We start from the raw sequence: 21,800 nt of genomic DNA, 5'->3' as shown, positions 1-21,800 counted from the left end.
GCATTGACTGTGTTTGTTATTCGGCGGTGGCGGTCGCTCGCTGACCCGGTGGTTCGAGTGCGGTGCAGATACGGTCGATAATCTGGGTGCCAGCAGTGCCGTCGCCGTAGAGGGTCGGCGCACCGCGCATCGCCGCCCGCGCCTCGGCATCCTCGAACAGGGTTCTGAGGCGGTCGCCGAGGGCATCGGGTGTCACCAACTCGTTTACGCCATGGGCGACGGTTTCGGGGCGTTCGGTGTTCGGCCTGACGGTGAGACAGGGCACCTCAAGGATGGACGCTTCCTCTTGGACGCCACCCGAATCGGTCACGACCACGCGGGCGTCTGCGAGGAGGCTGAGGAAATCGACGTAGTCGAGCGGTTCTGTGACCGTGAGCGCCGTCGGGTCTCCCTCGCTCCAGGTGTCGATTTTCGCGGCGACGCGCGGATGGGCTGGGAGCACCACGGGGAACGGCAGTGACGCAAGCGCCGACAGAATGGCGTGGAGCCGGGCAGTCGAATCGGTGTTTCGCGGTCGATGAATCGTCGCCACGGCGTAGGGTTCCTCAAGCGAGAGCGCGTCGTGAATCGTCGATTTGCGCTTGGCGATAGCGAGGTTCTCCTCGCAGGCGTCTACGATGGTGTTTCCAGTCACGAACACCCCGTCTTCGATACCCTCATTCTGGAGGTTCTCTCGGGCGGTTTCGGTTGGAGCGAACAGCAAGTCTGCCACGTCGTCTGCGAGCGCCCGATTTACTTCCTCTGGCATCGCTTGGTCGCCGCTTCGGAGGCCGGCTTCGACGTGTGCGAACAGGGCTGGGGCTTTGCTCGTGGCGAGTGCCGCAGAGAGCACTGCATTCGTGTCTCCCTGTGCAACGACCACGTCAGGCTCGTAGATATCGAGCAGGCTGTCGATTTCGGTGAGCGCGTCTGCGGTTTGTTGAGCGTGGCCGCCGCTCCCAACGCCGAGATTTTCGGCCGGATTCGAAAGCCCGAGTGTCTCGAAAAACACGGCACTCATCTCCTCGTCATAGTGTTGGTTCGTGTGGCAAATCGTGAACGTCACGTCGTCGTGGGCCTCGGCTGCGCGAATGACCGGTGACATCTTGATAATCTCTGGTCGCGTGCCGACGACGAAAAGCAAGTGCCACGGCTGTGGAGGGGCTTTTGTCACTACGAAAGCATACTGGACGAGCGAGTTATTTGTTTGGGCTGACCTGTTAGGGAGCAGGCGGAAAAAGAGCCCGAAGAGACTGGTCTATACCGCGTCGCGGCCGCGCTTGCCCGTGCGAATCTGGACGGCTTCCTCGACCGGAAGGACGAAGATTTTCCCGTCGCCCGGCTGCCCGGTGTTCGCCGCCTCCTGAATCGCGCTCACGACGGTTTCTGCGGGGATGTCGGCGACGATACACTCGACTTTGACCTTCTGGTGGAGGTCAACGGTGTACTCTTCGCCGCGCCACTGCCCTTTCTTGGCGGGTTGGCTGCCCCGGCCGCTCACGTTCGTCACCGAAATACTGGGCGCGCCCGCCTCGGAGAGTGCTTTTTTCACGTCGCCGAGCTTGTCGGGGCGGATGTACGCCATGACGAGTTTAATCTGCCCGTCGTTTGCCGTGTCACTCATCGTCACACACTCCGCCGTCCGTCCGGATACCACCATCGGTCAGGGTGTCTGGCTGGCCGAATTCGGGGTAGGTGTCCACGCCGTGTTCGGAGATGTCGAGGCCTTCGCGCTCGTGTTCTGCGCTCACGCGCGCTTCACCGAGCGCCTTGATGACGCCGAAGACGACTACCGTCGAGGCAATCGTCCAGACGGCGATGACGCCGACGCCCGCGAGTTGGGCGATGAGCTGGCTTACGGAGAAGCCCGAGACGGCGAAGAAGGGGTAGAGAATCGCACCGAGGATGCCCGCAGAGCCGTGGACGGGGAACACCGCACACACGTCGTCGATTTGGAGGCGCTTTTCTAAGAACTCGAAGACAAGCGGGAGCTGTGCGCCCGCGAGCAGGCCAATGATGAGGCCGCCGGTCCAGACGAGGTCGTCTGCGCTGCTCGTGATGGCGACGAGTCCGGCGAGCATGCCGTTTGCCACGTAGAGCGTGTCTACTTTCTTCGTCCGGATGAGTGAGAGTCCGCCCGCACCGATTGCGCCCGCAGCCATCCCGAGGGTGGTGATGAGCGCGACCCGACCGACCGACTGGAACGCGCCGAGGACGAGTTGGCCGTCTTCGACGGCGAACACCGTTGCCGCGGTGGCGACGTTGAAGCCGTACCAGCCGAAGGCGAGGATGAGCGTGCCGAGCACCGCGAACGTCACGGAGTGGCCGGGGATGACGTTCGCGCTGCCGTCTGCGTTGAAGCGGTCGAGGCGCGGGCCAATAATCCACGCCGCGGTGAGGCCCGCAATGCCGCCCATGCCGTGGACGATCATGCCGCCGGCGAAGTCGTGGAAACCAAGCGCGGCGAGCATGCCACCGGCCCACGTGAAGCCGACGACGACTGGGTAGATGATGGCGGCGAGCAGGATGGTGTAGGCCACGTAGGCACGGAGTTTACACCGGCCGGCGACCGCGCCCGAGACGATGGTGGCTGCGGTCATGGCGAACACCGCGCCGAACAGCCAACCGACCCATGCGTTACTACTCGCAGGCGAGAGCGTGTCTGCGAACGCCCCGCCAACCGAGTACGCGCTGCCGCCGGTGATGTCACCGACGATGGTCGAAACAGCCGCGCCAACGAGGAAGAAGACTATGACGCCGACGCTCCACGTCAGCATGTTCTTCGTGAGCTGGTTTGCGACGTTCTTCGAGCGCACCTGTCCGGCTTCGAGCATGGCAAAGCCGGCGTGCATGAAGAAGATGAGGAAGGTGCCAACCAGCACCCACAGCAGATTGACGCCCTCTACGATGACTGCCGGATCTACCTGCAGTGGAAGCGTCAGCATGTTCCCCCCGCCATCTGTAATGGTTTTTCGTGTGTATGTGCCCGTTCGTCCACTAAATCCGCAGTGAAACGTGCGTTACTGTACTGAGTCACAGTAGTTTGCCATGGTATGGCCATACATATGTGTTGGCGTTGAAAAAACACCTATTTTTGGAGGATAACTCGCCAAACGTGCAAATTACAAACGGATAAGAGTGATATAAGGATGTATTTTGTCCACTGGCAGGACAAATGTTGCCACAGATGTTGGGAATGTAAACCAGCTGTATTTTTGGCTGTTTCACCGCCTGCGTGTGAGACGTTTCGCAAAAAGTGTCGCCCGCTGTCGATTCTCTCTGAGCCCCTCTCCCTCCCTCAGTGTGCGCGCGGTGGTGCGCGCAAGCGGTGGTCCCTCAGACCGCCTTTGTCCCTTCGAGGCCCGTGCGAATCTGGACGGCCTCCTCGACCGGAAGGACGAACACCTTGCCGTCACCCGGTTGGCCGGTACTCGCACCCTCGACGATGGCCTCAACGACGGTTTCTGCGGGGATGTCGGCGACGATACACTCGACTTTGACCTTCTGGTGGAGGTCGACCGTGTACTCCTCACCACGCCATTGGCCTTTCTTGGCGGGTTGACTGCCCCGGCCGCTGACGTTCGTCACCGAGATGCTCGGTGCGCCGACTTCCGCGAGCGCCTTTTTCACGTCGCCGAGCTTGTCGGGGCGGATGTACGCCATGACGAGTTTGATGCCACCGTCGTTCGGGGTCTCACTCATCGGTCTTCCCTCCATCCGTGCGGACGCCACCGTCCGTGCTCACACCGGCGAGCGCGCGGTCTGGGTTGTTGTTGCCAACGAACTCTGGGTACGCGGAGATGCCGTGTTCGCCCTGGTCGAGTCCTTCGAGTTCCTCTTCTTCGCTGACGTTGAGGCCGACCGCAGCGTCTGCGATTTTGAAGATGATGACCGTCGTGACGATGGTCCAGGCGGCGATGACGACGATGCCAACGCCCTGCATCAGCAGTTGGGTGGCCGAGAAGCCGCCTACGGCGAAGACCGGAATCAGGAACGTGCCGAGCGCCCCGGCGCTACCGTGAACCGGGAAGACGCCACACACGTCGTCGATTTTCAGCTTGTCTACGACGAAGCGGTAGACGAGCGGAGCCTGTGCACCGGCGAGTAGACCGATGATGATGCCGCCCCACCACGTGACGTGGGGAACCGCACCGGTCACGCCAACGAGGCCCGCGAGCAGACCGTTTGCGGTGAACAGTGGGTCGGGCTTGCCTTCGGTGTACGTCGTCATGAGCGAGGCCGCGACCGCACCGGCACCCATGCCGAGTGTCGTCACGAGGGCGACGCGCCCGAGCGCTGCGCCATTGTAGACGAGTGATTCGCCGTCTGCGGCGACTTCGAGGACGGCGGCCTGCGTGCCGACGTTGAAGCCGTACCAGCCAAAGGCGAGGATGAGCGTCCCGAGCACCGCGAAGGTGATCGAGTGGCCCGGAATCGGGATGCTGTTGCCCTTCTCGTCGAACCGGCCGCGGCGTGGGCCGACCATGTAGGCGGCCACGAGCCCGGCGACGCCGCCGAGCATGTGGACGACCGTCGCGCCCGCGAAGTCTAAGTAGCCAACGCCGAGCGCCGCGCCGATGAACCCGTCAGCAGACAGCAGGCCGCCGCCCCACGCGAAACCCTGAATCACGGGGTAGACAACGGCGGTGATGCCGACCGAGTAGAAGACGTACGCCTTGAACTTGATGCGCTCTGCGACCGCGCCCGAGACGATGGTGGCGGCGGTCATGGCGAACACCGCACCGAACAGCCAGCCAATCCACGCATCGGGGTTGTTGATGTACGCGAACGCCTCTGCGATGTTGTACGACCCACTGGAGGTGAGTCCCGCCGCGATGCTCGCGATGGCGAGTCCGGCGAAGAAGTAGACGAGGACGCCAAGCGACCAGTCCATCATGTTTTTCATCAGGACGTTACCGACGTTCTTCGCGCGAACCTGCCCGACTTCGAGCAGGGCGAAGCCCGCCTGCATGAAGAAGATGAGGAACGAGACCATCAGAATCCAGGTGTTGTTCACACCTTGGGCGATGATGGCTGGGTCAAGTGCCAGTGGTACCGTCATGGTTCAACTCCCGCACATGACACTGGACATTCGCCCACCAATCCGTCCCAAACCTCGTGTTTAGTGTTCCAAATCACGCTTGATGTTGACTATCACTGAGTATATAAAAGTTAGAGTTGACAATCACAATTTTCAAAATGCATAAAATAACAAACGGCGAATATTAGGGATACTATTATCTATTTAAGGTTATTCTCTTTCACAAAAGTAGCGGTTCGTCCAGTAAAAAGCTGGACAATTGTCCACTGTCGTTCGTGGCGCTGTCGTCGCGTGGCGCGCGTGACGCGCCTCAGAGCCGGTCTGCGAGGTCTGCGGCGAAGTAGGTGAGAATCAGGTCTGCCCCCGCACGTTTTGCAGAGAGCAACGATTCGTAGGCGACTGCTTCGAGATTCAGCCACCCCTTCTCCGCGGCGGCGTGGAGCATCGCATACTCGCCGCTCACGTTGTACGCCGCAATCGGGTGGTCGAACTCTCGGCGCAGGTCGGAGACGATATCGAGGTACGGCAGGGCGGGCTTGACCATCAGGATGTCTGCCCCTTGCTCGGCGTCGAGCGTGGCCTCGCGGAGCGCTTCGCGCTTGTTCGCCGGGTCCATCTGGTAGTGACGCCGGTCACCAAAGGAGGGCGCGCCGTCCGCTGCGTCCCGAAACGGCCCGTAGAACGCGCTCTGGTACTTCGCGGAGTACGCCATAATCGACACGTCAGTGTGCCCGGCTTCGTCCAGTCCCTCTCGAATCGCGCCAACCATCCCGTCCATCATCCCGCTCGGAGCGACCATCTCGGCTCCGGCTTCGGCGTGCGAGACGGCGATTTTCTGGAGCAACGGCAGGGTTGCGTCGTTGTCCACCGTCATGTGCGCGTGTTCGGGTGCGCCCTCCTCAAGCGGCCCGCAGTGGCCGTGGTCGGTGTACTCACAGAGGCAGATGTCGGTCATGACGTAGGCGTCCGTCTCCGCCGTAATCCGGCGGGTCGCCTCCTGAATCACGCCGTCTTCGGCCCACGCCCGCGAACCGTCGGGGTCTTTCGACTGCGGAATGCCGAACAGCATGATGGCTTCGACGCCCGTCTCTCTGACCTCTTCGACGCGATTTACAATCTCATCGAGTGGCACGCGCTCGTGGCCCGGCATCGACTGAATCGCTACGCGTTCATCGATGGTCGCATCAACGAACACGGGCGTGATGAGGTCGCTCGCAGACAGCTCGGTTTCGCGCACGAGGGGGCGCACACCGTCGGTTCGCAGACGGCGTGGCCGGTGGGTGAGGTCCATGTGCGCACGTGGGTGAGGAACGCTAAAAGGGTTCTCGGATGGGTGCTTGCATCTCAAAACGGCTTTCACCACACTAGTCAACTTTCCAATATGCCTGGCGACCCATTCCTGCTTGGTGACGACGTGGTGCTCTGTACGGTTTCTGAAGACGACCTGTCGTTCATGAATCGCAACATCAACAACCCCGCGGTGCGCCGCCCGCTCACCTCGACCATTCCCCGGACGATGGCCGAGACGCGCCAGTACTTCGAAGACCACATTTCGAAAGAAGACGACTCGTTTCACCTGCTGATTTGCACGCCCGACGGCACACGCCGGTCGGCATGAATACGCTGTTCAAAGTCGCCCGCCGAGATTGCCATCTGGGTCGACCCCGAGTTCCACGGCACCGGCTACGGCACGGCGGCCTCAACGCTCATCCTCGACTTTGCCTTTGCAGAACAGCGTCTCCACCGCGTGCAGACGCGCGTGCTCGAAACGAACCCCGCCTCCCAGCGCATCTGGGAGAAACTTGGCTTCACCCACGAGGGCACCCACCGCGACGAGGAGTACGACGACGGCGAGTTCGTCGATACGCACTACTACGCCAACTTAGAGGACGAATGGTAACACGCCGCGTGGTCGATGAAATAGCTCTTTGACATTTCAACACGCTTTACTGACCGACCAGCGAAGTTGTCAATAATGCAACGTAGGGGTTTTCTCTCTTTGGTGGGCAGTGTTGGGGTTTGTGGCTGTGTTGGTGGGCGGACGACGTCGCCGCCGCCCGACCCAGTCGCGGAGTTCACGGCGACTGCACCGTGGCCAATGGCTGGGTTTGGCCCAGCAGGGACGGGGCAAAATCCGGCTTCTGACCCACTCCAGAATCAAGCCGAGGCGTGGACTCGCCACCTCGCACCGACGACGGGCGGGTCGGTCAGTCCGCACGTCGTCACCGACACGGACACCGTCTACGCCGCGGCGGATTCGCGGGTGACGGCGCTTTCTGCACCCGATGGCGACCAACTCTGGTCGCACGACTTTTCGCACAAAACGGTGAGCGGTCTCGCGGTCACCGAAGACGGCCTCCTCGTCACGGCGAGTGGTCCGTCCGGCCCGCGACTTGCGAAGTTCGAGAAAGAAACCGGCGACACCCGCTGGACGAACTTTCTCGACAGCGCCGCCCACGGCCCGCCCGTCGTCACCGACGACCGGATTGTGGTGCTCACGGCCGCGCCAAGCGGCGGCGTCTCGTCGTTTAGCCACGACGGTGACCGCCAGTGGACGACGTCCATCGTCGCGCGAACTAACGGGCCACGGGCGGCGCTCCACGACGAATCCGTATTCGTCGCAGACGGCGGCGAGCTCGTCTCGCTTACCGCAGCGACCGGCGAGGTTCGCTGGCGGCGTCGGCTTTCCGTCCCGATCACGCGCCCGCCCGTCGTGGCGAACGGTCGCGTCTACGCCACCACGGCGAGCGGTCTCAGCGTGTTCGAAACCGATAGTACGCGCGTGTGGGAGCGCACGCTCGGTGAGAAAATCGGTCTCTCGTGTCCGTGCGTGACCGCAGACGCCGTCACCGCCGCAGACAATACCGGCCGCGTGACCGGCCTCGACGCAGCGACCGGCGACGTACAGTGGCGGTCGTTTCTCAACGGCGGCGTCGCCTCGCCGCTTGTCGCCGCCAATCAGACTGTCGCGCTCGCAACCGAACACGGCTTGCTCACTGGCCTCGAAGCCGGGTCGACTCGTTGGACGCGCGAGCTGTCGCTCCGTGAGCGCCTCGATGTACCACTTCGGGCGACGCTCGTTCCCGCCCACGACCGACTCTACGTGGCGCTCAACGACGGCTGGCTCTACGCACTCGGGTAGCTGGCTACTTTACGACCGTAAACGCGTGCATGTAGGTGTCGAGTTCGCTTCCAGCCCGCACCCAGAGCGGCACGAGCGCTTCGAGATAGCGCGCCGCGGTGATGTCGCCCACGTCGAACGCGCCGGGCCAGCCGAGTTCTTTGAGCAGGTCGTCGGTTTCTGCTTTCGCCCCCTCATCGTTCCCGCAGATGAACATGTTCGGCGTTTCGCCCTCAAATTCCGGGTCAACCATCTGGGCGTTCGTCACCGTGTTAAAGCACTTCACGACGCGGGCGTCCGGTAGTCTTGCCTGAATCCGCTCGCCAAGTGAGTCCTGGCCGCCGGTAAAGAGGTGAGGTGGCATCCCCACGGAGAAATCGAGCGGGTTCGTCGCGTCGAGGACGAGCTTGCCCGCGAAGTTTTCGGGGCCAGCCATCTCAAGGGCGTTCTCGGCACCCTCGCCGTTCAGCGCGAGTACGACGATGTCACCAAACGCGGCCGCCTCTGCGAACGAGCCAACCGACCCGGCATCGTCCACTTCGTCGACCCACTCGGTGAGTTTGTCGGTGCTGCGTGTGCCGAGCATGACCTCGTAGCCGTGGCGGGCAAAGCCGCGACCGAGTGCCTGTCCAACGTCCCCGCTCCCGAGAATTCCCACACGTTTCGCTGCCATGCTTGAGGGAGGTGTCTGTGAAAGATAAGGATGCGTCTCAGCCCTCGAATCCGTCTTCCCACCGGAACGTGCCAGTCGCACCTTTTTGGGTGCGCGACAGGAGTTGCGCACGAAAAACCTGTCCTGTGAAAGAAAGTTTCACGGGGTCAGCGAGACGCAAAGCGTCTCGCCCGACACCAAAAACCGCGTTGCGTGCGTCTATTTCTCGAAGCCGTCTTCGAAGATGAACGTGCCGTTGCGCTGGATAACCTCGCCATCCACCGTGATGAACGAGTCCTCGCTCATGTCCACAATCATGTCGGTGTGCACGACCGAATCGTTCCGTTCGTTGCCCTCGCCAACGGTGTCGTCGTAGGCGCGGCCGACGGCCATGTGGACGGTGTCGCCCATCTTTTCGTCAAACAGCATGTTGTAGGTGAACTGGTCGATATCTCGATTCATCCCAATCCCCAGTTCACCGAGCCGACGTGCCCCGTCGTCCGTGTCGAGGAGTGCTTTGAGTACGTCTTCGTTCTTGTCTGCTGTGAACTCCACGACCTCGCCGTTTTCGAACTTGAGCCACGCGCCGTTGACTTCCCGGCCCTGAACCATCACGGGCTTGTCGAACAGCACTTCACCCTCGACGGAATCGGGGACGGGCGCGGTGAACACCTCGCCGCCGGGCATGTTGTGCTCGCCGTTGTCGTTGAGCACAAGATTACCTTTGATTGACATGGTCACGTCCGTCGTGTCGCCCGATTTGATGTGGACTTCGTCTGCGTCTTCGAGAATCTCGACCAGTTGCGCTTGGTGTTCTTTGACGGCGTCCCAGTCTTTGTTGACCGCGCTGAAGACGAAGTTTTCGTAGGCGTCCGTGGACATCTCTGCTTTCTGTGCGCCGGCTTTCGTCGGGAACTGTGTGAGGTTCCAGCGCTTTTCTAAGTAGGCTTCCTGAATCTCGCGGTTCTCGGCTGCTTTCTTCTGGTTTTTCTTCGGTGGGACGTCGCTTTGCTCGTTCATGTTCGACTGCCCGCGGATGGCGATGAACACATCCGCAGCCTCGATTCCCGCGAGTGCCATCTCGTTCAGCGTGATATCGTCTTCATCGACCGCTCGCATGTAGGCGCGCGTCGCTCGCTCGCTGCTTATCTTGACCTCTGTGGTCGCCCCAATTTCGCCACACAGCTCTGAGACGGCGACGATGAGGTCTTCTGACTCGGGAGAGCCGGTGATGATGACGTTGTCTCCCTGTTCGACGCCCGTCGAGTGATTGACGATGACCGCTGCTTGCTCACGAATACGAGAATCCATGTCTACACATGCGGAAAGCGTTCACTTAAAAATCAGCAGAACAACCTTTCTGTAAGAAATCGGACAACGAGGGGCCGATTAGAGGTTCGCTTTGTCCATTGCCCCGAGCGCTTCGACGACGAGTTCGGAGATGTCCACGACGTCGATGTCGTCTTCGAAGTCGCCGGTCTTGCGGCCGTCTTCGTACATCGTCATGCACATCGGGCAGGCGACGACGAACTTCTCGACGGCGCTGCCGGTGTCGGTGTCCTCAAGCGCTTCGCGGATGCGCTCTTCGCTCGGTTTCGAGGTCTCTTCGAAGTCCATCCAGAGACCGCCGCCACCGCCGCCACAACAGAACGAATTGCTACGGTTGCGCGGCATCTCATCGAGCATCACGCCCGTCGCGCGGATGACTTCGCGGGGTGCCTCGTACTCGTCGTTGTACCGCCCGAGGTGACACGGGTCGTGGTACGTGACGGTGTAGTCGAGTTCGGTTCCGCGGAGGCCGAGGGTACCCGAATTCACGAGTTCTTCGACCACTTGCGTGTAGTGGTACACTTCGCCGCCCCAGCCGAAGTCTGGGTACTCGTTTTTGAACGTGTTGTAGGAGTGGGGGTCGGTACAGACGACCTTCTCGAACTCACAGTCCTCGAAGGCGGCGATGTTGTCCTCGGTGAGCATCTCGTAGAGGCCTTCCTCACCGACGCGGCGCACGTCGTTGCCGTCGTTCTGCTCGTCGTCGTAGAGAATCCCGAAGCTCACGCCGGACTCGTGGAAGATGGTGGCGAGGGCGCGAGCGACGCGCTTGTTGCGCTCGTCGTAGCTTGGGTAGTCACCGACGTACCAGAGGTACTCGACGGGTTCCTCGCGCGCGTCCGGAATCTCGAAGTCCAACTGGTCGGTCCAGTCTGCGCGTTTGCGCTGTGGGTCACCGAAGGAGTTGCCGTTCGAGAAGATGTTCATCATGGCTTCCTGAACGTTCTCGGACATCTGGCCCGACTCGGTGAGCCGCCGGTTCATCTCCGTAAAGGAGGAGAGGTGCTCGATTTCGACGGGGCAGGCGTCCATGCAGGCCATACACGCCATACACGACTCCATCGTGTGGCTGTCAATGACGCTTGTGCCACCGTCTGCGATGATCGGCATCTCTTCGGTGGTGCCAGCGTCGAGGCCTTCGCGGTAGGATTTCAGGTCGAGAATCACGTCGCGTGGGTCGAGCGGGCGGCCGGAGGCGTTCGCCGGACAGACCGACGAACACCGGCCACACTTCGTACACGCGTCCTGGTCGAGGATCTGCTTCCACGAGAAGTCGTCAATCGAGGACGCGCCGATCTCGTCCGGGCTGGCGTCTGCGGGCACGCCGGGAAGCCGTTTGCCGGCCATCTCGTCGCGGGTGACGACGTTTGCGAAACTCGAAATCATGTGGAACGGCTTCGCGTACGGCACCGCGGCGACGAAGATGAGCGCGAGCAGCGCGTGGCTCCACCACGAAAGCGGGTAGAGTGCAAGCGCCTGTTCTGGCGTGACGCCCGCGACTCTGAGTACGTCTGCGACGAACCAGCCGACGAAGCTCACGGTCTCGAAGCCGGGGAAGTCCTGTGCGAGGATACGGATACCCTCGGTGAGGTAGCCACCGACGCCGAGCAGGAACAGCGTCCAGATGAAGAGGTCGTCTTCGAGCGAGGTGTGTTTGCCCCAGAGGCGGTCTTTGCGGACGGCGTAGCGCCGGTAGAGCGCCATGCCGATACCGATGACGAACAGGAAACCAAGGGCGTCCATCACGAGCGAGTACGAGAGGTAGAACTCGTTTACGAAGAACGACGGTTGACCAAGCGCCTTGGTCCAGATGTCCATGTCGATGGCGAGGATGGTCGTCCCGATAAGCAGGGTCAGAAAGCCCCACATGATGAAGGCGTGCATCACGCCGCCATAGAGGTCTCTGTTGAACTGTTTCTCGTTCGAGCCGACGATTTTCACGGCGCTCACGATGCGCCCCGGAAGGTCGTCGAGGCGCTCGAACCAGTCGTCCGTGCCTCGGGTGTAGCGGGCAAAGCGGTCGTAGACGCCGTAGAGGAACACGGCGACGACGACGGCGGCCAGATAGTAGAACAGCACCTCACCGACTGGGCTGATCTGCCAAAACGTTGGCCGCGTCTGCGTTGCTCCCGCCTGAAGGAGGAGTGTCATCTATAATCACCGTGGAACAATACGCGCTTAAGTCTTGTCACCCACGCAAGCCTAGCCATGGCTCCGTCTTCGTAAACGAACAATTTAGTTAAAGTTTATACGAAAGCGACGGCCACCAACCCAGCCGCCGCCACCAGTCCGGGCACGTCGCGGCGCGCAAAGCGTAGCCGTGGGAGCGTCGGATTCCATGCGAAACACCGCGCTCGGAGCGCTAGCGAGAGCGTGTCCGCGCGCGAGAACGCCCGCGCGAGGCCAGACAGCGCGATGATGCTCGCGCGCTCTGGAATCGAGCGCTGGTCGCCAAGGCGGGCGTCTATCGCCAGCCGCATCCGGCGAATATCCGCGAGTAACACGGGCAAAAATCGGAACACGAGCGAGACGCCCATCCCGAGAAACTGGCCTGCCTTCCCGGGAATCACGCGCTGAATCGCCGCCCGCGAGGCCCGTGCTGGGGTCGTCCGGACGTATGTCGCCGCGACGAGCACGATGAGCACCGCGCGATAACTGGCGAGCGCCGGGCCGGTCGCCTCTGCAATCGAAAACCACGGCGGGCCGAGCACCAGCCCTTCGAGTATCGGCGCGAACACGAGCACTGCGAGGACGATGCGCAACTCGCGCAACGCGGCGAAAAGCGGCGTCTCCGACACCCACAGCGAGACGCCCGCAACAATCGACAGCGCGGCCAACCCCGCGAATGTGGTGTGGGCGAACGCCGCCACCGCAAACGCAAGCTGGAACGCCAATTTGGTTCGCGGGTCGAGCGCGTGGGCGAACGACTCGCCGGGTTCGTACGTCAACATGGCGGGCGAACGCCGAGGTCTGAGAGAGCGGAGCGCACCGCCTCCGGCGTGCCAGAGACCCCAATCTGCCCGTCGCTCATCACCACGACGCGGTCTGCGAGCGAGAACACGTCGCGCAGGTCGTGGGTCACGATGATGATGCCTGTCCCGGCTTCCTGGAGGGATTCGAGTCGCGCGAGCACCGACTGACGGGCGGGTTCGTCGAGACCGGTGAAGGGTTCGTCAAGGACGAGAAAATCGGGTTCCATCGCAAGCGCGCCCGCGATGGCGACGCGCTCTTGCTCGCCGCCCGAGAGCCGGTCGATGCGCTCTGCCTCACGGCCTGCCATGTTCACCGACGCGAGCGCAGCGTCGACTCGGCGGTCGATCTCTGCATGCGAGAGTCCCAAATTCTCCGGGCCAAAGCGCACGTCTTCGCCAACCGTCGCGGCGACGAAGCCGTCGCGCGGGTCTTGAAACACCATGCCCACGGCGACGCGCGCGGCGACGAGGTCGTCTTGTACGGAAATCCCGTTCACGCAGACGCTTCCCTCGTCGGGTTCGAGCAGGCCGTTCAGGTGACGAACGAGCGTCGTCTTACCCGAGCCGTTCGGCCCGGCGAGAATGAGAAACTCGCCGTCGGCTATCGAGAGCGAGACGTCGTCTACGGCCGCCACGCCTGCGTACCGGTGGACGAGACCCTCGACCGCAATCATGCGGCGACGAGACGGTCACTCCGAACAATTGCCACGGCCGCGGCGATTTTCAACAGCTCACCGGGGATGAACACGAGCGCGCCTGCGGTGAGCGCCGCCATCGCACCGAGGTCTGCAATCACGATGAGGCCGAGGACGCCAAGGCCGTAGATGACGGCGGTCCCGACGAGGAGCCCAACCACCATTCGGGGTACCGGAAGCTCTTCGGCTGGCTTGATTTCGAGGCCGCCGTGGGCGATGAAGCCGATGAGAACGGCCGCGAACAAGTACGACCAGAGGTAGCCCGCGGTGCTCCCGAACAGGTGGCCAACTCCGGCCGCACCGCCTTGGAACACGGGTGCGCCAACCGCTCCGGCGAGCAGGTAGAGCGCCATTGACGCGCCACCCCAGACGGGACCGAGCAGGAGTCCGGCAAGGAACACGCCGAGCACTTGCATCGAAAACGGCACGCTCGAAAACGGAATCGGGAAAGAAATGTACGCGAATGCGCCGGTCAACGCGGCCATCAGCGCCGCCCGCGCCACGTTCAACACGATTTCGTCGCCAACGAGGTTCACATCGCTCGTATCGACACTCATCTGCGCTCACCCGGAAGTTCAACTGCAAACATCATCTTCCACCTTCCCGTCAACCACGGTTAATTCTTCGGTTGACGACTTGGCTCGCCAACAGCTATTTACCCTTCGACGGTCTCAGATTCTCGGTATCGCAGCCATGGACGAAAAAACAGAATCCCTCCGAAATCTCTTCCTCTCGGTCGCGGGCGACACCACCGTCACCGAACAACAGGAAGCAAGCCGCGGGTCGCTCACGCCGAAAACCGGGGTGAGAAAACGCCTCACCGCCATCATCGCAAAGATGCGCGAGCGCTACGCGTTCACGACGGAACTCACGGACGCGAAACTCGCCACCCTCGTCGAAGCCTACTACGAAGACGAATCCGACGACGCCATCGCCACCACGCTCGACGTGACGCCAGAAACCGTGTTCCACGCGCGCATGGACCTCCACCTCGTCCGCGACAGCGACGTGGACACCGACTTCGACCTCGACGCCCTCCGCACCGCGCTCGCCGCCGACACCCCAGTCACGACCATCGCCACCGACCTCGACACCGACGACGCCACGGTTCGCCGCGCTCAGCGCGTCATCAACGCCCAAGCCGCACGCCGCCGCGTCAGCGACCGATTCGTGAGCGACTTCGAAGAAGTCTTAGACGCCAACCTCAGCACCTCAATGACCAAATCCACCCGCGAAACTGGCCTTGAGGATGCGACCGAGGGGATGGAGTCGAACGTTTCCTTCTAGAGAAACTTTTTCCGCTTCGGGTGCGCTTCGCACACCGCTCAGCGCAAAAACTTTCATGAAAAAGGCCGAACTCGCCATCGGCGAGTTCGGATACCCCACTGGATGGCTACCGCCACTGCACAGCACCGCACGCATCAATTTTCTAACTACCTGAGCGACCGCACCGTCTCCGCCCTGAAATTTATATTCGATTCCGGAACCAGAGGGGGCTGTGCCGACGTTCCGAGACCTCGCGATCGCCGCCTACTGCCCGCGTCAGTTGTACTACGAGCGTCGGGAAGCCGACCGGTCGCCACCGCCCGAGGTGGCTGCGAAACGGAAACTGGCCTTTCAATATCCTGAATTGTTGGAGGTGGACGAACTTCCCACCGAAATCGCCGTGACGCCCACGCAGTTTCGAACGAATCTACACTGCGCACGCGCACGATTCGACCGATTCGATGAACTCGCTGACCCCGCTGACGAGAGGGTTCTCCTCACAGGCAAAGACGCCCGTGGCATCGCGCACAAAGTCATTGACGACCCGCCTGCCCCCTCGCTTGTGTTCACTGGGTCGCCGCCCCCCAACGGTGTCTGGCATCCCCAAACCGTCCACGCCGTCGCCGCGGCGAAGGCCCTCTCGTGGGAGCGAGAAACGCCGGTCGAACGCGCGTTCGTGGAGTACCCGACTCACGGCATCGTCCGCGAGGTGTGCCTGACGACTCGCAAAAAGGCGACCTATCGTCGGGCGCTTCGAACTGTCCGCGCGTTAGACGGGCCGCCGCCCCGCCTCAACAATCGCGAGAAGTGTGGCGCGTGTGACTTTCGCACCAAATGCGGGGTGAAAACACGCTCGTTGCGCTCACTGCTCTCCTAGCCACGCTTCGATGTCGTCGGCCAAGGTGCCCCGGCGGTGGATGACGCCCGCTTCCACGTCGACCACGGTGCTTTCGGTGCCGCGGGTTTCGCCCGCGTCGAGGACGACAGCGACGGCCTCGCGGAGTTCCGGATCGATGTCTTCGATGACGTGGGCGCTCGGCTGGCCGCTAATGTTCGCGCTCGTCGCGGTCACTGGATCGACTTTGCCCAAGAGCGAGAGCGCCACCTCGTGGTCGGGAATCCGAATGCCGACCTTGTCGAGTCCACCCGTGAGTTCGTCTGGAACCACCGGTTTGCCTTCGACGATGACCGTCACCGGCCCCGGTAGGAACTGTTCCATGAACCGCCGTTCGCGGTCGGTCGGCGTGGTATAGTCGAGCGCCGTCTCCACGTCGGGCACGCCGAGCGAGAGCGGCTTGTCACGGGCGCGGCCCTTTAGCTCGAAGACGCGGTCGATGGCGGCGGGGTTGAGTGCGTCGGCTCCGAGCCCGTACACGGTTTCGGTCGGGAAAATGACCACGTCACCGTCGCGGATGGCGCGTGCAGCGCGGTCAATGTCGGCGTCACTGACCGTCATCGTTCAGTTCGAGATGGCTTCTTCGACGGCGTCGTAGTCGGGGAAGTCTGGCCACTCGGAGGCGACCCATGCGAAGTCGACGATGCCGTCTTCATCGATGCGGAAGATGGCCGGGCGCGGTTCTTCGATTCCTGCCATCCCGTCTAAGTCGTTCACGATGCCGTAGGACTCTGCGACCTCGTTTGCGGGGTCTGAAAATAGCTGATAGTCCATCTCGCGTGCTGCGATGAACGTCTTGTGCTCGTAGGGCGAGGAGATAGAGAGGCCAACGACCTGCAGGTGGTCGCCCCAGTTGCGGTCGCGAATCTCGTTCCAGATGTAGGTCGCGGGGAACGCGCCGTCCATCGGGTGGAAGACGAGCAGGACCGGGCCATCTTCGAACAGGTCCGAGAGTGCAACGTCCTCCCAGTACTCCTCGTTTACGAGCGGACGCGTGAAGTCGGGGGCGGTGTCGCCGACATCCACGTGGTCTGTCTCGGGAAGGTCGACGACGTCGAAATCGACCATTAGGCTGCCTCCTCGCCGTAGACGCGGTCGAGATACGCGACGATGTTTGCGCTCTCTGACATGGTCACGCCCGTCTCCTCGTCGACGATGGCGGGGACGGTTCGCTTCCCGCTGATGCGCTTGACGACGTTGCGCTCTGAGTGCATCGCCTCGACGAACCGCGAGTCGTATTCGACATCGTACTCTTGGAGCTTTCGCACGACGCGCTCGCAGTACGGACAGGCCTGCAACCGGTACAGCGTAATCGACGGAGTGTCTGACATACCCGCACTTCGGGGGTCACGCCAAAGAGCGCTTCGCTCAACTGAGGTATGACAACTCTTAATCCTGCACACTCTCAATAGCGACACGTTAATGGGTATATCTGCGGCTACGACGCCACTTGTCGCAACTCCACCCGTCCCCCTCGACGTCGAGGTGTTCGGGTTGCAAGTGGCCGATGGGACCTTCATCGGTCTCGGCGTTGTAGCAATTATCGGGCTCATCGCGCTGTCTGCATTCTTCTCCTCTTCGGAGATTGCAATGTTCTCGCTCGCCGCCCACCGCGTCGAGTCGCTGGTCGAAGACGGCAAACCCGGCGCGAGCGTCCTGAAAGACCTGAAAGATGACCCGCATCGGCTGTTAGTGACGATTCTCGTTGGCAACAACATCGCCAACATCGCCATGTCCTCGATTGCGACGGGGCTGCTTGCGTTGCTCGGGTTTTCCGGCGGCGAGTCGGTGCTCATCGCCACCCTCGGCATCACCGCGCTCGTATTGCTGTTCGGTGAGAGTGCGCCGAAGTCCTACGCCGTCGAGAACACCGAGTCGTGGGCGCTCAAAATCGCCCGCCCGCTCAAACTCTCTGAGTACATCTTGCTCCCGCTGGTCGTCACTTTCGACTACCTCACGCGGCTGGTGAACAAGGTGACCGGCGGGCGGTCGTCCATCGAAACCTCGTACATCACCCGCCAAGAACTCCAAGACCTGCTCGAAACCGGCGAGCGCGAAGGTGTCTTAGAGGAAGAAGAACACGAGATGCTCCAGCGCATCTTCCGCTTTAACAGTACCATCGTAAAGGAGGTCATGACGCCTCGCCTCGACGTGACTGGCGTGCCGAAAGATGCCAGCTTAGAAGAGGCCATCGAGACGTGTGTCCAGAGCGGCCACGCGCGGATTCCCGTGTACGAAGGCGGCCTCGACAACATCCTCGGCGTCGTCCACATCCGCGACCTCGTGCGCGACCTGAACTACGGTGAGGGCGGCGAGAACCTCAACTTAGAAGACCTGTTGGAGCCGGTTCTCCACGTCCCCGAATCCAAAAACGTCGATGACCTGCTCGCAGAGATGCGCAAAGAGCGCATGCACATGGTCATCGTCATCGACGAGTTCGGGACGACCGAAGGGCTTGCGACCACCGAGGACATGACCGAGGAAATCGTCGGTGAGATACTCGAAAGCGAGGAAGAAGAGCCAATCGAGTTCTTAGACGAGACCACCGCGCTCGTCCGCGGCGAGGTCAACATCGACGAGGTGAACGACGCGCTCGAAATTGACCTGCCTGAAGGCGAGGAGTTCGAGACCATCGCCGGGTTCATCTTCAACCGCGTGGGTCGGCTCGTCGAAGAGGGTGAGGTCATCACCTACGACGGCGTCCGCATCCAAGTTGAGAAGGTCGAGAACACCCGCATCATGAAAGCGCGCGTCTCGATTACGCCGGACGAAGAACTCGAAGAGACAGACCCCGAAGAAGTCTCCTCATAGGCTCGAAACGGCGGAAAACAGCCCGTAGCCCACGCCGAGGGCGAGGGCGAGCGACCCAATCCACGCGAGGACGGTAAACACCATTTTCTTCCGGCTGACACCGGCGTTTTGTGCCGCATAGCCGCTGCCGATAATGGCACTCACGATGATTTCGTTGAACGAGACGGGGACGCCGAGGAACACCGCAACTTGGGCAATCGCAAACGACGGGATGAGCGCGGCAATCGACCGCCGCGGCCCGAGCGAGGAGTAGTCTTGGGCGAGCGCCTTTATCATACGCGGCGCGCCGGTCCAACTGCCAAGTAAGAGGCCACACCCGCCGCCGACGAGCGTTGCCGTGAGCGGAATCGTGTAGGGTTCGAGCAGCGGAAGCATCGGGCCGATGGCGAGGCCAACCTGACTGCCGCCGGCCGAGAAGGCGACCAGACCGCCGAGAGCGAGCAGGAAGTGGCGCTGGCCGCGCGCTTTGTTCCCACGAATGTCGCGGGCGAGCAACAGTGCCACGGTGAGCGCCACGGCCAGCGAGACGAGAATGTGAATGAGTGGGATGCCGAAAATCGGCGGGCTTGACGCCTGCTTTGCCATCAGTGCCGCAAAGGAGTCGCCGAATCCCGGTGGGCCGAAGATGGCGAACTCGACGTTCGCGAGGATGAGGCCGATGAGGCCGGCGAGTGCGGGGACGGCAAGTTCTTCGTTGACGTTCGGACTTCTGAGCAGGCGTGCGGTGGCGTAGGCCGTCCCGCCGCCGACAAAGGGCACGAGCACCCAGAGGATGGTTATCTGCTGGTACTTCGCCCACGCAGGATTCCCGCCCGCGGCGAGGCCCACGCCGACAACCGCGCCGGTCACGGTGAATGCGGTGGCGATGGGGTATCCCGCGAACACACCGATTGCGACGAGCGTCGCGGCGGTGAGCAAGGCAACCGTCGCCGCGAGTGGCGACAGCGAGACGCCCGTAATGAGCTCTCTGCCAACGGCCTCTGAGACGTTTGCGCCCTGTAAGATGGCTCCGGCGAGGCCGAGCAGGCCAACGATGAATCCGGCGCGCATGACAGAGATAGCGTTCGCTCCGACGGCGGGTGCGAACGGTGTCGAGCCTGAGGAACCGGCTCCGATTGCCCAGGCCATGAAGAAACTCGCGCCACCGGCAACGACGACTGTCAGGAGTGTCCCTGCGTCGACCATCTGGGCAGGCCTACAGTCGGTGTCGGTATTACACTATCGGCTGGAACATTTCACGGGCATCGCCGTGTCGGTGGTGCTATTTCTCATGAACGTCTGACCACCAATCTCGCCGCGTCCGCGAAAAAACGCACCCAGTCAGTTCGTCGTCGAACGCGACCGCCCTTTTGACTCGGGGGCTTCGACGCCCTCTGCGGCTTCGACCGTCTCGGTCTGTTTTTCGATGTCGATGTGCCAGCGGTCGATGGTGTCTTCGTACTCGGTGAGGAGGTCTGAAACCTGCGCTTTCACCGCGTCGTCGTTGACGTTCACCTCGAAGACGAACGTCTCTTCAGCCTCGAAGCGCGCGGTTTGCTGGAGGTTCGCGCTCACGAGTTCGTTGTCGAAGTAGTACGGTGCGAGTTGGGTCATGACCTTGCGATAGACGGTGTCTTCGACCTTGCGGATGGCTTTGCGCCCCGCGGAGTCCGCCGCACGCGCGACGTAGTCGATGGATTCGTTCCACCGCCCCATCGCCTCATCCGGGTCGTCTAACTTCTCGTAGGACTCGGACAGCTTCTTGCCCGCTGTCTTCAGGTCGTCATTCGGTTCTTTGCCCGCTTTCTCCCCCCGCCCCTCGCTGATGGAGGCTTGCTTCGCGGTTTTCTCACTTACGTCCTCGTCGAGTCGTTCGTGGCTCTTTGGCCGCCATTCGTCCCACGCTTCGAAGGCCTCACCATCTATCCCGAGGTCGCGCAGCGCACGCGTGATGCGCTCGCCGTGTTCGACGATATCGCCCCACGACCCCCGACGTTTGAATCCGGAGATACTCTCTTCCATCGCTTAGCACAGGCCTTGGCTGGGCCAGTATAAAACGTCACCGCTGGTGTACAATCAGTCGCGTCCGTAGGTCAGCCGCGTCGCCAGGTTGTCAAGCCGCGCTTGCAGCCCCGACAGCCACGCGCCGGGCGACACCGTCCGTAAGTCGTCGTCATCGACTTCGATGCGAGCGGTGCCAAAGGGGTCGTGTCGCTCGCGGTCCTCGCTGTCTTTGCCGTCGGTCGTGACCGACACGACGGAACTCATCGCGCACCGACCGCAGGTTTCGACGTTTTTCCCTCCCATGACTCACTCTTACACGCTACTGTGCCGACGATGATGTTAACTATTGGTGTTCGGAGAACCCCGACGGGCTTTTTTAGCGTCCATGCTATCTGCACACACATGTATCTTCGAGCCGGGTTTGCGCGCGACGGGAGGCGACCATGACCGAGGGGACAGAACCGGAGGAACCAGCCGTTCCCGACTGGGAAGACGCCTACGTAGACCGGGTGAGCGACCGGCTGATGTTCAACTACGACCTCGAAAAAGACCGGCGCGTCCGTGGCGAGACGTACACGCTGTATGGGCGGATGAACCTTCAGACCCAAAAACAGTTTCTTCACCCCTCCATCAACTACGCCAACCACGAGTCAGAAGAACACCTGTTCGTCCAACGCCGGCCGACGCTCTCGGTGGCCGATTTAGAACGCGCCGTCGAGCTGGCTCACGACCTCGCAGACGAGTGGATCGCGGCTGACGAAACGCACTTTGGCACGGATTTCACCTACGCATTCGTCGTCCCCGAAATCTCTGAGGATGTTCGCTCGTTTGTCGACACGTTCAGCGACCGGACGCTCATCAAATACGGCTACTACGGCCACTACGAAATCAGCCTCATCGTCGTCGCCCCACAGCGCGAGGATATCGTCGCAAGCGAGAGCGCGGACGTCGCACAGGCCTTTTCGCTGTGGGCCGACCTCGATCTCGAAAAACCGGGCTTCGTCTCGCGCCTGCTTGGACGGCTGCGGCGCTAAGCGGTCGAAAAAAGAAAAACTG

25 protein-coding genes are annotated in these 21,800 nt (G+C 61.9%); 7 read left to right on the top strand and 18 right to left on the bottom strand.

Features of this window, described 5'->3' with window-relative positions; all coding sequences use genetic code 11:
* Positions 1–16: 16 nt before the first annotated feature.
* The 6 genes from wecB to hemB all read right to left on the bottom strand — a co-directional run bounded on the left by wecB (position 17) and on the right by hemB (position 6,311).
* Positions 17–1,153: a non-hydrolyzing UDP-N-acetylglucosamine 2-epimerase gene (wecB, locus tag V5N13_RS08400; RefSeq protein WP_332897456.1), complete on the bottom strand. Its 1,137-nt coding sequence runs from the start codon at positions 1,151–1,153 to the stop codon at positions 17–19.
* A gap of 84 nt (positions 1,154–1,237) precedes the next feature.
* Positions 1,238–1,603, bottom strand: coding sequence for a P-II family nitrogen regulator (locus V5N13_RS08395; RefSeq protein ID WP_332897455.1), 366 nt, complete (start codon positions 1,601–1,603; stop codon positions 1,238–1,240).
* Positions 1,596–2,924 carry an ammonium transporter gene (locus V5N13_RS08390; protein WP_336360399.1) on the bottom strand — a complete coding sequence of 443 codons (1,329 nt, stop codon included), beginning with the start codon at positions 2,922–2,924 and terminating at the stop codon, positions 1,596–1,598. Before V5N13_RS08390 ends, V5N13_RS08395 begins: the two co-directional genes overlap by 8 nt.
* A gap of 391 nt (positions 2,925–3,315) precedes the next feature.
* A complete protein-coding gene (locus V5N13_RS08385; protein ID WP_336360398.1) occupies positions 3,316–3,681 on the bottom strand; it encodes a P-II family nitrogen regulator in 366 nt (121 codons plus the stop codon).
* Positions 3,674–5,041 carry an ammonium transporter gene (locus tag V5N13_RS08380; protein WP_336360397.1) on the bottom strand — a complete coding sequence of 456 codons (1,368 nt, stop codon included), beginning with the start codon at positions 5,039–5,041 and terminating at the stop codon, positions 3,674–3,676. Before V5N13_RS08380 ends, V5N13_RS08385 begins: the two co-directional genes overlap by 8 nt.
* A 289-nt stretch (positions 5,042–5,330) precedes the next feature.
* Positions 5,331–6,311 (bottom strand): porphobilinogen synthase, encoded by a 981-nt coding sequence (hemB, locus tag V5N13_RS08375; RefSeq protein WP_336360396.1) that lies wholly within the window; start codon positions 6,309–6,311, stop codon positions 5,331–5,333.
* 90 nt (positions 6,312–6,401) lie between these two features.
* Here hemB and V5N13_RS08370 point away from each other — a divergent pair, with 90 nt between their 5' ends.
* The 3 genes from V5N13_RS08370 to V5N13_RS08360 all read left to right on the top strand — a co-directional run bounded on the left by V5N13_RS08370 (position 6,402) and on the right by V5N13_RS08360 (position 8,162).
* A complete protein-coding gene (locus V5N13_RS08370) occupies positions 6,402–6,638 on the top strand; it encodes a hypothetical protein (RefSeq protein ID WP_336360395.1) in 237 nt (78 codons plus the stop codon).
* The gene (locus V5N13_RS08365; RefSeq protein ID WP_336361426.1) at positions 6,639–6,920 is read left to right on the top strand and encodes a GNAT family N-acetyltransferase; all 282 of its coding nucleotides are present in this window, start codon (positions 6,639–6,641) and stop codon (positions 6,918–6,920) included. It abuts the gene before it with no gap.
* Positions 6,921–6,995: 75 nt separating this feature from the next.
* Positions 6,996–8,162, top strand: coding sequence for a PQQ-binding-like beta-propeller repeat protein (locus V5N13_RS08360; RefSeq protein WP_336360394.1), 1,167 nt, complete (start codon positions 6,996–6,998; stop codon positions 8,160–8,162).
* Positions 8,163–8,166: 4 nt separating this feature from the next.
* Here the strand turns inward: V5N13_RS08360 and V5N13_RS08355 are convergent, their stop codons facing one another.
* The 6 genes from V5N13_RS08355 to V5N13_RS08330 form a co-directional block, all read right to left on the bottom strand.
* Positions 8,167–8,814, bottom strand: coding sequence for an NADPH-dependent F420 reductase (locus V5N13_RS08355; protein ID WP_336360393.1), 648 nt, complete (start codon positions 8,812–8,814; stop codon positions 8,167–8,169).
* 198 nt (positions 8,815–9,012) lie between these two features.
* A complete protein-coding gene (locus V5N13_RS08350) occupies positions 9,013–10,104 on the bottom strand; it encodes an aminopeptidase (RefSeq protein WP_336360392.1) in 1,092 nt (363 codons plus the stop codon).
* Positions 10,105–10,182: 78 nt separating this feature from the next.
* Positions 10,183–12,273: a heterodisulfide reductase-related iron-sulfur binding cluster gene (locus tag V5N13_RS08345; protein WP_336360391.1), complete on the bottom strand. Its 2,091-nt coding sequence runs from the start codon at positions 12,271–12,273 to the stop codon at positions 10,183–10,185.
* 95 nt (positions 12,274–12,368) lie between these two features.
* Positions 12,369–13,073 carry an energy-coupling factor transporter transmembrane component T family protein gene (locus V5N13_RS08340; RefSeq protein ID WP_336360390.1) on the bottom strand — a complete coding sequence of 235 codons (705 nt, stop codon included), beginning with the start codon at positions 13,071–13,073 and terminating at the stop codon, positions 12,369–12,371.
* Entirely contained in the window at positions 13,067–13,768 is a 702-nt protein-coding gene (locus V5N13_RS08335; RefSeq protein WP_336360389.1) for an energy-coupling factor ABC transporter ATP-binding protein, read from the bottom strand. Before V5N13_RS08335 ends, V5N13_RS08340 begins: the two co-directional genes overlap by 7 nt.
* Positions 13,765–14,346 (bottom strand): biotin transporter BioY, encoded by a 582-nt coding sequence (locus V5N13_RS08330; protein WP_336360388.1) that lies wholly within the window; start codon positions 14,344–14,346, stop codon positions 13,765–13,767. The genes V5N13_RS08335 and V5N13_RS08330 overlap by 4 nt, the downstream gene beginning before the upstream one ends.
* A 136-nt stretch (positions 14,347–14,482) precedes the next feature.
* Between V5N13_RS08330 and V5N13_RS08325 the strand changes: the two genes are divergently transcribed.
* Positions 14,483–15,076, top strand: a complete 594-nt coding sequence (locus V5N13_RS08325) for a conditioned medium-induced protein 4 (protein WP_336360387.1) — start codon at positions 14,483–14,485, stop codon at positions 15,074–15,076.
* Positions 15,077–15,287: 211 nt separating this feature from the next.
* A complete protein-coding gene (locus V5N13_RS08320) occupies positions 15,288–15,932 on the top strand; it encodes a CRISPR-associated protein Cas4 (RefSeq protein ID WP_336360386.1) in 645 nt (214 codons plus the stop codon).
* Here V5N13_RS08320 and V5N13_RS08315 read toward each other — a convergent pair.
* The 3 genes from V5N13_RS08315 to V5N13_RS08305 are packed head-to-tail and all read right to left on the bottom strand — an operon-like array spanning position 15,918 to position 17,281.
* On the bottom strand, positions 15,918–16,511 hold the full coding sequence (locus tag V5N13_RS08315) for an L-threonylcarbamoyladenylate synthase (protein WP_336360385.1): 594 nt from the start codon (positions 16,509–16,511) through the stop codon (positions 15,918–15,920). The two genes, V5N13_RS08320 and V5N13_RS08315, sit on opposite strands and share 15 nt — an antisense overlap.
* Positions 16,512–16,514: 3 nt before the next feature.
* Positions 16,515–17,018, bottom strand: coding sequence for a redoxin domain-containing protein (locus V5N13_RS08310; RefSeq protein WP_336360384.1), 504 nt, complete (start codon positions 17,016–17,018; stop codon positions 16,515–16,517).
* A complete protein-coding gene (locus V5N13_RS08305; protein ID WP_332897437.1) occupies positions 17,018–17,281 on the bottom strand; it encodes a glutaredoxin family protein in 264 nt (87 codons plus the stop codon). The genes V5N13_RS08310 and V5N13_RS08305 overlap by 1 nt, the downstream gene beginning before the upstream one ends.
* A 91-nt stretch (positions 17,282–17,372) precedes the next feature.
* Here V5N13_RS08305 and V5N13_RS08300 point away from each other — a divergent pair, with 91 nt between their 5' ends.
* The gene (locus tag V5N13_RS08300) at positions 17,373–18,761 is read left to right on the top strand and encodes a hemolysin family protein (protein WP_332897436.1); all 1,389 of its coding nucleotides are present in this window, start codon (positions 17,373–17,375) and stop codon (positions 18,759–18,761) included.
* On the opposite strand, the gene V5N13_RS08295 is transcribed toward V5N13_RS08300, so the two are convergent.
* From V5N13_RS08295 to V5N13_RS08285, 3 genes are all read right to left on the bottom strand, one after another.
* On the bottom strand, positions 18,756–19,946 hold the full coding sequence (locus tag V5N13_RS08295) for an inorganic phosphate transporter (RefSeq protein ID WP_336360383.1): 1,191 nt from the start codon (positions 19,944–19,946) through the stop codon (positions 18,756–18,758). The genes V5N13_RS08300 and V5N13_RS08295 overlap by 6 nt on opposite strands.
* 135 nt (positions 19,947–20,081) lie before the next feature.
* Positions 20,082–20,762, bottom strand: coding sequence for a DUF5828 family protein (locus V5N13_RS08290; RefSeq protein WP_336360382.1), 681 nt, complete (start codon positions 20,760–20,762; stop codon positions 20,082–20,084).
* Between the two features lie 54 nt (positions 20,763–20,816).
* Entirely contained in the window at positions 20,817–21,008 is a 192-nt protein-coding gene (locus V5N13_RS08285; RefSeq protein WP_336360381.1) for a hypothetical protein, read from the bottom strand.
* A 179-nt stretch (positions 21,009–21,187) separates the two neighbouring features.
* Here V5N13_RS08285 and V5N13_RS08280 point away from each other — a divergent pair, with 179 nt between their 5' ends.
* Positions 21,188–21,778 (top strand): hypothetical protein, encoded by a 591-nt coding sequence (locus tag V5N13_RS08280; protein WP_336360380.1) that lies wholly within the window; start codon positions 21,188–21,190, stop codon positions 21,776–21,778.
* Positions 21,779–21,800: the final 22 nt, after the last annotated feature.

It is taken from the genome of Haladaptatus sp. ZSTT2, from assembly GCF_037081775.1.
Classification (GTDB): Archaea; Halobacteriota; Halobacteria; order Halobacteriales; family Halococcaceae; genus QDMS2.
This window is presented reverse-complemented; position numbering and strand designations above follow the sequence as displayed.

What these genes read in the sequence shown, in the direction of transcription:
- V5N13_RS08395 (WP_332897455.1), bottom strand. Translation starts at nt 1,603, where the DNA reads ATGAGTGACACGGCAAACGACGGGCAGATTAAACTCGTCATGGCGTAC.
- V5N13_RS08390 (WP_336360399.1), bottom strand. Translation starts at nt 2,924, where the DNA reads ATGCTGACGCTTCCACTGCAGGTAGATCCGGCAGTCATCGTAGAGGGC.
- V5N13_RS08385 (WP_336360398.1), bottom strand. Translation starts at nt 3,681, where the DNA reads ATGAGTGAGACCCCGAACGACGGTGGCATCAAACTCGTCATGGCGTAC.
- V5N13_RS08380 (WP_336360397.1), bottom strand. Translation starts at nt 5,041, where the DNA reads ATGACGGTACCACTGGCACTTGACCCAGCCATCATCGCCCAAGGTGTG.
- hemB (WP_336360396.1), bottom strand. Translation starts at nt 6,311, where the DNA reads ATGGACCTCACCCACCGGCCACGCCGTCTGCGAACCGACGGTGTGCGC.
- V5N13_RS08370 (WP_336360395.1), top strand. Translation starts at nt 6,402, where the DNA reads ATGCCTGGCGACCCATTCCTGCTTGGTGACGACGTGGTGCTCTGTACG.
- V5N13_RS08360 (WP_336360394.1), top strand. Translation starts at nt 6,996, where the DNA reads ATGCAACGTAGGGGTTTTCTCTCTTTGGTGGGCAGTGTTGGGGTTTGT.
- V5N13_RS08355 (WP_336360393.1), bottom strand. Translation starts at nt 8,814, where the DNA reads ATGGCAGCGAAACGTGTGGGAATTCTCGGGAGCGGGGACGTTGGACAG.
- V5N13_RS08350 (WP_336360392.1), bottom strand. Translation starts at nt 10,104, where the DNA reads ATGGATTCTCGTATTCGTGAGCAAGCAGCGGTCATCGTCAATCACTCG.
- V5N13_RS08345 (WP_336360391.1), bottom strand. Translation starts at nt 12,273, where the DNA reads ATGACACTCCTCCTTCAGGCGGGAGCAACGCAGACGCGGCCAACGTTT.
- V5N13_RS08340 (WP_336360390.1), bottom strand. Translation starts at nt 13,073, where the DNA reads ATGTTGACGTACGAACCCGGCGAGTCGTTCGCCCACGCGCTCGACCCG.
- V5N13_RS08335 (WP_336360389.1), bottom strand. Translation starts at nt 13,768, where the DNA reads ATGATTGCGGTCGAGGGTCTCGTCCACCGGTACGCAGGCGTGGCGGCC.
- V5N13_RS08330 (WP_336360388.1), bottom strand. Translation starts at nt 14,346, where the DNA reads ATGAGTGTCGATACGAGCGATGTGAACCTCGTTGGCGACGAAATCGTG.
- V5N13_RS08325 (WP_336360387.1), top strand. Translation starts at nt 14,483, where the DNA reads ATGGACGAAAAAACAGAATCCCTCCGAAATCTCTTCCTCTCGGTCGCG.
- V5N13_RS08315 (WP_336360385.1), bottom strand. Translation starts at nt 16,511, where the DNA reads ATGACGGTCAGTGACGCCGACATTGACCGCGCTGCACGCGCCATCCGC.
- V5N13_RS08310 (WP_336360384.1), bottom strand. Translation starts at nt 17,018, where the DNA reads ATGGTCGATTTCGACGTCGTCGACCTTCCCGAGACAGACCACGTGGAT.
- V5N13_RS08305 (WP_332897437.1), bottom strand. Translation starts at nt 17,281, where the DNA reads ATGTCAGACACTCCGTCGATTACGCTGTACCGGTTGCAGGCCTGTCCG.
- V5N13_RS08300 (WP_332897436.1), top strand. Translation starts at nt 17,373, where the DNA reads ATGGGTATATCTGCGGCTACGACGCCACTTGTCGCAACTCCACCCGTC.
- V5N13_RS08295 (WP_336360383.1), bottom strand. Translation starts at nt 19,946, where the DNA reads ATGGTCGACGCAGGGACACTCCTGACAGTCGTCGTTGCCGGTGGCGCG.
- V5N13_RS08290 (WP_336360382.1), bottom strand. Translation starts at nt 20,762, where the DNA reads ATGGAAGAGAGTATCTCCGGATTCAAACGTCGGGGGTCGTGGGGCGAT.
- V5N13_RS08285 (WP_336360381.1), bottom strand. Translation starts at nt 21,008, where the DNA reads ATGAGTTCCGTCGTGTCGGTCACGACCGACGGCAAAGACAGCGAGGAC.
- V5N13_RS08280 (WP_336360380.1), top strand. Translation starts at nt 21,188, where the DNA reads ATGACCGAGGGGACAGAACCGGAGGAACCAGCCGTTCCCGACTGGGAA.